This window comes from uncultured Tenacibaculum sp. (assembly GCF_947499065.1).
Lineage (GTDB): Bacteria > Bacteroidota > Bacteroidia > Flavobacteriales > Flavobacteriaceae > Polaribacter.
This window is the reverse complement of sequence record NZ_CANMMT010000017.1, coordinates 1-8,929: the sequence shown is the minus strand read 5'-3', so window position 1 is coordinate 8,929 and position 8,929 is coordinate 1. Positions and strand designations below refer to the sequence as shown.

Genomic DNA, 8,929 nt, shown 5'->3' with positions numbered 1-8,929 from the left:
GGAGTCCTGAATCAATAATTGGAATGTACAAAAAACGGATTTTGGAATTGAATAAAATGAAAAACTAGCTATGAACAACACTATAAAAAAATAATAGTATAGATTCAGCTAAAACAAATAAAAACACCTAAAAGTTCCGCATATATAAGCGGTAGTGCATAAAGAATCAAAATGGAAATTCACGAAATTGAATCAAACGGAAAAAAATTCTTTTACAATATTGTTAAAAATACAACAGAACCATGTCCTGAATGTGGAATTCCTGCCTGTGGAAAAGAAGATATTATTTGGTATGAGGAAAAAAACCAAAGAATTGCAATCATTTTTGACGGTGGCTATTTTGATTTGGCTTTAGAAGAATTCTTTGATAAAAATATAAAGACAGTCAAATATGATTCTTTACCCATATTTATGAAACAATGGAATGAAGCAAGAGGTTGGACAGATTGTATAGACTATAATGGTTATACACTTGAAATTGATGATTTTTTAAATTCTATGAAATTATTAAAAAGTTGTCAAATGGGTAAATGGATAACTATTGAAGATATACATTCCATGGAAGAGCTTGCAAATAATGCTAAAAAAATTGAAGCTAAATTGAAAATAGTAAGAGGTTAAAAATGGGGTATTTAGCAAACATATACCTAATCCAAAAAATCAAGATCAAAGTCTAAAGCAATTGATTTCTTAAATACTTTTCTACCCTCGAGAGAAGAAAGTGCTGATGAATATCTTATTCCTCAATATTCAGATAATCCTATTGAAGAATTTGATTATGCTGATGATTTAATGACATATCTTGAATTTAATCCTGAATGTTCTCAAAGTATTTACTGGAGAAATAAGGATGAAAATAATCCGAACAAGCATGGTATGATATTTTACACGAAAGATGGAAATATGATATTCGGTATTTCAAGAAATGCAGATATGAGTGGAAACTTAATCACATACAATGAAGACGAATGTTTAAAGCAGATGAAGGAATTCTTCAAGTCTGAAATGGGATATATTCACTATGAAAATCCTCCCGCAGATAGTTATACTAAATTTGTTGAAATAGTAAAGGAATTAAAAAATAAAACGACACCACAACAAGGTATATAGTACATACCTTTCGGGATACTCGCCATATACAACCAACCAAAGTACCTCTTCAAACTCCTTACCACCCTTTTCTTATTCTATTTAGCCCCACTACCCTCCTATTCTTTAACAATACCACTTATAATTCTTGCGAAACCTTCAGCGAGCTCCGCTGATAGAAAAAACTAAAAAACCTCATTTACAACACACCACACTATCATCAAACACTTGCTAAGGATTTATCCTGACAAAAAAACAGGAAAACCCCTTACTTAAAGTAAGGTTTTCCGTAAACCCAGCTTCTTTTTTTAGGATACATTCGAAAACTCAAAAATTTAGTGAATATCTATGGGCTCGACAAAAGGAACAAAAGTTCCGCTTGGTCAGCCATATTAGGTAAATGATAAAAACAATGTTCCGCTCATAAACAAGTTAGACATAATATATCAAACTTTTGTGCTTTAAATATAAAATATATGGAAGAAGAAAATAATTATTCGTTTGAAAGTCCAAAAGAAGAAAGATTTGCAAAAATTGAAAGTGCAATTGCTAAAGCAAAAGGAAAAGTTAAGAGCGAATTAGTTGATAAAATTACATTTCTAGCATTATCTGCAATTGGGGGCTTATTTATTAGCTTTCATTATACTGAATTACTTGTAATGCCAACATGGTTACTTATGGTTTTTTGGATTGCATTTGTGTTTTTTCTACTCGCATTTTTGGGGTCTGACGTTTCAGCAGCAAAATCAGAGCTAGAGGCTAATGAAGCAATAAGGAATATAATGCTTAAACTACCAGACTCTACAGATTCTACAACTCAATACTTCGAAAGTCTTGTAAAAATAAATGTGGAAAATCTTTCAGCATACTATACTTTAGTAAAGACTCATACACAGCAAAGTTTTAAGGTTTCACTGATGACAGGAGTTTTAGGATTTGTGCTAATATCAATAGGTTTGGTATTAGGCTTCCAATTTAAAGAATTTGAAAAAATTGGGTATATAGCTTCAGGCTCAGGAATTTTCGTAGAATTTATATCAGGAGTCTTGTTCTATTTATATAATAAGACTGTCCGTCAACTTAAAGAATACCATGATAGCTTGATTAACGTTCAAAATATACTTCTATCATTTAAATTAATTGAATCTATACAAGATGAAAAATCGAAGTCAGAAATGATAGGCAAGATGATAACTCGATTGGTTGGGGTTGAAAAAAATACCATGCCCAACGATGTATAAAAACAATAGCCAAGACAGTAGTAAATTCATGGATTATAACCCGTTTCAACTTTCTTGTAACCTGACAAAAAAGTATCACGCAATCGGCTACTATTCTTATACTAAACTCTTAGCAACATCTAACAACAACCAACCAAAGCACCTCTAAAAACTCCTTAACCACCTTTTCTTTGGCTATTTAAACCCACCCCTCACCTATCTTTAACAATACCACTTATAATTCTTGCGAAATCATTAGCGAGCTTCGCTGATAGAATAAACTTAGGAAACCATATTCTTTTTTATATTATATTCGAAAACTTAAAGATTTAGTGAATATTTGAGTTTTATTAAAATACCTAAAAATTGCGCATATAAATAAGTTCTAAATCATTAAACCCCAAATGAAAGTAAGTTATAACATATTATTAATAGTATTAGCTTTAGTAAGCTGTAATCGAATTAACAAGCTAAATGAAAAACCTATTACCATCGAAGCTCGTTTTATGCAATATGCTTGTGGAGACTGGAATGACGATATGAATATACAAAGTGTAACAGACAGTAGCTATAACTTTATTCTCGGAAAAGACATTGACCCAGAATTTTTAAATGGAGAAAATGAGATTAGAGGATGGCTCTATGATAATAAAAGTGAAAAATTTGGAATGACATATAAATTAACTGGATTTATTAGTTCTTGTGCTGAATCAGGATGTGATAATGGAGCACCAAAGTTTTGGATTACAGAAATAACAAAGCTAAATGGTGACGAATTTGATACATCAGGGGAAAATTAAATGCTAATCCAAACAACTACTCATACACAAACACGCAAACAACCTCTAATAACAACCAACCAAAACTCCTTTAAAATTTCTTACTTAGCTATTCTTATTCTATTTAGCCCCACTACTCACCTATTCTTTAACAATACTACTTATAATTCTTGCGAAATCATCAGCGAGGTTGACTGATAGAAAAGACTTAGGAAAACTATATTCTTTTTTATGCTATATTCGAAAACTAAAAAAATTGTGAATATTTTGTGTTTTATATAAACACCTAAAAGCTTCTCATATAAACAAATTGCTATCAATATGAAAAAATCAATAATATTACATATAACTTTATTCTTGACAGTATTAACTTATTCTCAAAATAAATTTGTTGTAACCGCTGAAAACGGTTTGTTTTTAAGGCAAGAACCTAACTCAAAAGGTAAAAAAATAGGAAAGCTATATTTTGGTGCTGAAGTTGGTATAATTGAGAAAACCGATAATAGTCAAACTATAATAGATAACGGACAAGAAATAATAGGTAATTGGGTAAAAATAAATTTTAAAAACTTTCCCACTTTCATTTCTAATGTAAAATATGGATATGTATTTGATGGATATTTAAAACCGAAAAAAGAAAGTATTGAAGAGATTAAAAATGAAATTACCAAATACCCAGAATTCGATAAGCTTACTTTAAACACAAGTATTACTCCTTTCTATTTGAAAGGTGATTTTTTCGGAGACAAAAAAAATGATCTTGTAATCTTATTAAAGAACTCTGATGGAGAAACAAAAATAGGATTTATCAATAAAGGAACTGAAACTAAAATATACATATTAGGAAATGAAAATGATCCTTTCAACATGACCGACTATAGTTGGATTGGTATATTTGAAAAGGTTAAGAAAGGAGAGGTTTTATGGTCAAATTATGAAGATGATTTTGTTGACTTTAAAGATGTTCCTGAAAGTAAAAAAGTTAAATTAAGTTACAACTCTTTATATATGCACGCTTCTGAAAGTTGTGGGGGCGGTTTTATCTTTTGGAAAAATGGGAAATTTAATTGGCTACAACAAGAATAAAATACTAATGGAAACACTATTTTATTAAAAATTCCGCATAGCCAACCAAATTAGACAAATACTAGGAACAAAGTTACGCATATAAACGAGTTATGCTCAATTCAAGAACAATGAAAGGAAAGTGGAATGGAAAATATTGGTTTTCTGGAAATGTCCCAGAAACTCTAAAAAACAGAAAAACTGAGTTTGAATTAATTGTAGATGATTATTCTAATTTCAAAATATCTGGAAAAATATCTGATAATGTTGAGATGGGTGGAACTAAAGGAATCGGAAATTTTTCAGGTACTGTAAAAGGGAATAAAATTAAGTTCGTAAAAAGAATGCCAGTCAGTACATCTGTTCTTCAAGACGGAACTAGAATTGAAGAGGATAAACCACATAGACCAATCTATTATAAAGGAATAATTAATTCCGAGACAAACTCAATTAAAGGAACTTGGAAGTTTAAAATTGGATTTGGATTTGTGAAGGGACGTTTAGCCTTTTTTCCAGGAACAAAAGGGGAATGGGAAATGAACAAAACAGAAAACTTATAAAAGAAAAAAGAGCATAACAAGGTGTATAGTGCATACCCTTCGGGATACGCACCATACACAAACCGTTAGAACATATTAAAACGAAATGAAGAAATACATAATAATATTAGTTACTTTTTTTACATCAGTAATGTCTTTTGGTCAAAATATTGATGATTTCAAAAAAGACTTCCAGAATGCAACCAAAACTAATTTTAGTGAAACTGAATTGAATGATATGTTTAGAAAGTACTCGACTTTGCTAACACCTCATAGCGATATAACTCAACTAACTGCAAGTTTAAAAAATCAAAATATATTACAATATCCTCTTACGAAGTTTAAGGAAACTGATGTTTATAAAAACAATATTCAGACATTGTTTAATTCTGAAAACCCAAATCAAAGATTACTTTCATATTTAGTAATTGCAGGTGCAGGAGACATAAATTATGAGAAAAGTCTTTTAGAAAAAATAAAAACGGAGAAAAAAAAAGGCAATCTAATTTGGTCTGGAATGGCACTAATGCATTTAAAAACAAAGCACACTACCGAACTTTTTGATTTTCTTATTGAAAATGAAAATTTTGGAAACAGCCATATGATTCCATTATACTTTAAACTAGATAAGGATTCTTTAAAAAATACAGCTTATGCAAGAATCAATAGTGATGATTTTAAATCAAAAATTTTATCGGCACAAATACTATCAATAACTGGAAAGAACAAAAAAACAGAAGAGTTACTTCTTGATGCAGTAAAAAATTGGAATTACAACATTAAAGGTTACGCAATATATTCTGTAAAAGAGCTTCAAATAGGAAATCTAAAAGAAACATTTATTCCTCTATTAGATAGCACGCAAACTAGAAGTATTGCAATTCAAGCATTGGCAAATAGTCCAACAATTGAAGATGTAAATTATTTAAAAGAAATATCACAAAATGAGAACCCTGTATCTGAAGATTTTTTAGATGCTTTTTTTGAATCAAAAAATATAGCAAATGTTAAATATTGGCTAGAATTAGTTACTTTAAATAAAATTCCCAAAAATTATTATTTTAACATTAATAAACAGCCACTTTTATTTTCAGATGAAATACTTAAAGATGTTCAAAAAGCTTTATTAGAAACAGAAAATATTGAAATTCAAAAATATTTAATTAAAGTTCTAACGGGTAGAAATGATAAAATATCTGAAGAAATTCTCACTACTTATTTAGATAATTCTGATTCTTCCGTTAGATATTGGACTGTAGATGCCTTAAAGGGAAATAACACAAAAATAATTTTGGATAAACTAATAAGTATGTTAGCTAAACCAGAGCAAAGAGTGGTTTCTATAACTGAAATACTTATTGAAAACAAAATAGACACACTTCAAATAATATATAATGAGATATATAAAACCGAACAAAGTCTACATTGGGAAAGAAGCTCTATTGAATATTTATCAAATTTTCCAAAAGAAGAACATAAAGAAATATTCTTGAAACTATTATTAAACGAAAAAACAGATTTTGCAGTTAAAAGGGATGCCGCTATGGGTTTAGCAAATCTAAAAGATAAATCTTCCATAGATAAAATCATTGAAGTTTGTGAAAAAGAAAGAATCAATAGCGATTATAATGCTCAAACATATTTAATAGTTTTATCAAAAATAAAAGGAAACAAAGCAAAAAAATACATTGAATCTTATAAAAATAGCGATGAAGAAAATGTCAGAGTATTAGTGGATGAATTATTAAAAGAATGGGATAAATAACGTGCCCTAACAGTGTATAAAATCCGTTACTATCTTATATGTTACCGTTAACGTTAACAACCTACTGAACCAGAAATTAAATGAACAATAAAATAGAATTTAAAAACCCAAAACCATTTACGGATTCTGACATAGCAGATATTGAGAAATTTACTGGATTTAATTTACCAAATGATATCAAGATTTTCTTTAAGAATTATGCTGATTCAGAAATACAATTTGAGAAACAAGCTGAATGTTTTTTTGATTTAACTTATAATGATGGATGGAAAACCGATGATGGACTTCAAAAAGTAGAATCATTAAACTCAATTAAAGAAAGATGGGAGTACCGAAATTACTTAGAGCAATTTCAAAATGATTTTGAAGTAAATACTGACTATGTGGAATCTGATAAATTATTTCCTTTAATAGAAACTTATAGTGGAAGTCAAATATATGTATCAATAGGAGGATTTCACAATGGCAAAATTTTTCATGTGGATAATGGTGATTTTGGATTTTGCCTATTAGCTAATTCTTTAGATGAATTTCTTGACAAATGTTATCCATTAGAAGAATAAAACGCTAATAACAACCAACCAAAACTCCTTTAAAATTTCTTACTTAGCTATTCTTATTCTATTTAGCCCCACCACACACCTATTCTTTAACAATACCACTTATAATTCTTGCGAAATCACCAGCGAGCTTCGCTGATAGAATAAACTTAGGAAACCATATTCTTTTTTATATTATATTCGAAAACTTAAAAATTTAGTGAATATTTGAGTTTTATTAAAATACCTAAAAATTGCGCATATAAATAAGTTCTAAATCATTAAACCCCAAATGAAAGTAAGTTATAACATATTATTAATAGTATTAGCTTTAGTAAGCTGTAATCGAATTAACAAGCTAAATGAAAAACCTATTACCATCGAAGCTCGTTTTATGCAATATGCTTGTGGAGACTGGAATGACGATATGAATATACAAAGTGTAACAGACAGTAGCTATAACTTTATTCTCGGAAAAGACATTGACCCAGAATTTTTAAATGGAGAAAATGAGATTAGAGGATGGCTCTATGATAATAAAAGTGAAAAATTTGGAATGACATATAAATTAACTGGATTTATTAGTTCTTGTGCTGAATCAGGATGTGATAATGGAGCACCAAAGTTTTGGATTACAGAAATAACAAAGCTAAATGGTGACGAATTTGATACATCAGGGGAAAATTAAATGCTAATCCAAACAACTACTCATACACAAACACGTTAGCAACATCTAACAACAACCAACCAAAACACCTCTACAAACTCCTTACCCACCTTTTCTTTGACAATTTTAGCTCCACTACTTACCTATTCTTTAACAATACCACTTATAATTCTTGCGAAATCATCAGCGAACTTCGCTAATAGAGTAAACTTAAGAATATCATATCCTTTTTTTATGCTATATTGAAAAACTAAAAAAATTGTGAATATTTTGAGTTTTATAAAAACACCTAAAAGTTCCGCATATAAACAAGTTGCTAATAATATTGAGAAACAGAAATTAAATGAAAATAATCAAGTATAAAACTATATTACTGATTTTAATTTCAACTTTCGCTTATTCCCAAAAGACCGAGAAAAAAATGAATGAAAATGTCCCAAATAGTGTTGAAATAATTGATAATCATTTAGATCAATTTTTTGACGAAAACGCAGATATAAAAGTATTTGATGAAATAGAATCTGAAATAATTCATAGAGATGTTTATTTCATAAAAGCCACTAAAAATAGACCTTATCATATTTTATTAAGTTGTGGAATGAGTGCTTTACCTATGAAAATACCAGAAGATATTGAATCATCTGAATTTGCCGAAGTAATGATATTATTGCCAAAAGAGTGGAATTTGGAATATGAATCTTTCAGTAACGAGAGAAATTATTGGCCAATTAGAATTATGAAACAATTAATGATGCTTCCCCATCCAAATAAAACATGGTTAGGGTTTGGGCACACTTTTGGACATGAAGATAACGAAGAACTTGCTGATGGAATTGGTTTTAATTCTGTAATGTTAGTTCATTCAATGGAATTATCTGACGAGTTTACTCAAATCGAATTGGATGATAATAAGACAATTAATGTTTATTCAATTATCCCACTTTATAAAGAAGAGTTGGAATTCAAAAAGAAAAATAGCGCTATGGATTTACTTGAAAAATTTGACCAATTCGGAATAGAGGAAATTGTGAAAATTGGAAGAAAAAATGTTTGTAAATAAGATACTATTAGCAACAATATATAACCACAATTAAGACGGATTCAACTACGTCCGAATCCAATCGAAATTGCTAAGGTCAATGTTTAACTGAAAATAAGTAACTTTAAATCCGTAACTGACGGTTATATGAGACCGTTGCCCATAATTATGAAAAACTCAATTCTAATAATAATTTTAGTTCTTACAGTAAACTTTTCGTTTGCTCA

The 8,929-nt window shown here is 29.3% G+C and carries 10 protein-coding genes; all 10 read left to right on the top strand.

All coding sequences use genetic code 11. The annotated features are described in order from the left end of the window. The first annotated feature begins 171 nt into the window (after positions 1 to 171). The 10 genes from Q0958_RS18700 (at position 172) to Q0958_RS18655 (ending at position 8,723) form a co-directional block, all read left to right on the top strand. Positions 172 to 621, top strand: a complete 450-nt coding sequence (locus tag Q0958_RS18700; RefSeq protein WP_299126054.1) for a hypothetical protein — start codon at positions 172 to 174, stop codon at positions 619 to 621. Between the two features lie 255 nt (positions 622 to 876). Next, positions 877 to 1,110: a hypothetical protein gene (locus tag Q0958_RS18695; protein WP_299126051.1), complete on the top strand. Its 234-nt coding sequence runs from the start codon at positions 877 to 879 to the stop codon at positions 1,108 to 1,110. Between the two features lie 455 nt (positions 1,111 to 1,565). Further along, the gene (locus tag Q0958_RS18690) at positions 1,566 to 2,330 is read left to right on the top strand and encodes a hypothetical protein (protein WP_299126048.1); all 765 of its coding nucleotides are present in this window, start codon (positions 1,566 to 1,568) and stop codon (positions 2,328 to 2,330) included. A gap of 383 nt (positions 2,331 to 2,713) precedes the next feature. Beyond that, positions 2,714 to 3,109, top strand: coding sequence for a hypothetical protein (locus tag Q0958_RS18685; protein ID WP_299126035.1), 396 nt, complete (start codon positions 2,714 to 2,716; stop codon positions 3,107 to 3,109). 300 nt (positions 3,110 to 3,409) lie between these two features. Beyond that, positions 3,410 to 4,174, top strand: coding sequence for an SH3 domain-containing protein (locus tag Q0958_RS18680; protein WP_299126046.1), 765 nt, complete (start codon positions 3,410 to 3,412; stop codon positions 4,172 to 4,174). Between the two features lie 110 nt (positions 4,175 to 4,284). Then, positions 4,285 to 4,713: a hypothetical protein gene (locus Q0958_RS18675; protein ID WP_299126042.1), complete on the top strand. Its 429-nt coding sequence runs from the start codon at positions 4,285 to 4,287 to the stop codon at positions 4,711 to 4,713. 85 nt (positions 4,714 to 4,798) lie between these two features. After that, positions 4,799 to 6,457, top strand: coding sequence for a HEAT repeat domain-containing protein (locus Q0958_RS18670; RefSeq protein ID WP_299126040.1), 1,659 nt, complete (start codon positions 4,799 to 4,801; stop codon positions 6,455 to 6,457). Positions 6,458 to 6,537: 80 nt separating this feature from the next. After that, positions 6,538 to 7,020 (top strand): SMI1/KNR4 family protein, encoded by a 483-nt coding sequence (locus Q0958_RS18665; protein ID WP_299126038.1) that lies wholly within the window; start codon positions 6,538 to 6,540, stop codon positions 7,018 to 7,020. A gap of 268 nt (positions 7,021 to 7,288) precedes the next feature. Then, positions 7,289 to 7,684 (top strand): hypothetical protein, encoded by a 396-nt coding sequence (locus Q0958_RS18660; protein WP_299126035.1) that lies wholly within the window; start codon positions 7,289 to 7,291, stop codon positions 7,682 to 7,684. 400 nt (positions 7,685 to 8,084) lie between these two features. Continuing rightward, positions 8,085 to 8,723, top strand: a complete 639-nt coding sequence (locus Q0958_RS18655) for a suppressor of fused domain protein (RefSeq protein WP_299126032.1) — start codon at positions 8,085 to 8,087, stop codon at positions 8,721 to 8,723. Positions 8,724 to 8,929 lie beyond the last annotated feature (206 nt).

Excerpts from the sequence above, each read along its gene's own strand:
- Q0958_RS18675 (WP_299126042.1), top strand. The coding sequence starts at position 4,285 with ATGAAAGGAAAGTGGAATGGAAAATATTGGTTTTCTGGAAATGTCCCA.
- Q0958_RS18685 (WP_299126035.1), top strand. The coding sequence starts at position 2,714 with ATGAAAGTAAGTTATAACATATTATTAATAGTATTAGCTTTAGTAAGC.
- Q0958_RS18660 (WP_299126035.1), top strand. The coding sequence starts at position 7,289 with ATGAAAGTAAGTTATAACATATTATTAATAGTATTAGCTTTAGTAAGC.
- Q0958_RS18680 (WP_299126046.1), top strand. The coding sequence starts at position 3,410 with ATGAAAAAATCAATAATATTACATATAACTTTATTCTTGACAGTATTA.
- Q0958_RS18655 (WP_299126032.1), top strand. The coding sequence starts at position 8,085 with ATGAATGAAAATGTCCCAAATAGTGTTGAAATAATTGATAATCATTTA.
- Q0958_RS18695 (WP_299126051.1), top strand. The coding sequence starts at position 877 with ATGATATTTTACACGAAAGATGGAAATATGATATTCGGTATTTCAAGA.
- Q0958_RS18670 (WP_299126040.1), top strand. The coding sequence starts at position 4,799 with ATGAAGAAATACATAATAATATTAGTTACTTTTTTTACATCAGTAATG.
- Q0958_RS18690 (WP_299126048.1), top strand. The coding sequence starts at position 1,566 with ATGGAAGAAGAAAATAATTATTCGTTTGAAAGTCCAAAAGAAGAAAGA.
- Q0958_RS18700 (WP_299126054.1), top strand. The coding sequence starts at position 172 with ATGGAAATTCACGAAATTGAATCAAACGGAAAAAAATTCTTTTACAAT.
- Q0958_RS18665 (WP_299126038.1), top strand. The coding sequence starts at position 6,538 with ATGAACAATAAAATAGAATTTAAAAACCCAAAACCATTTACGGATTCT.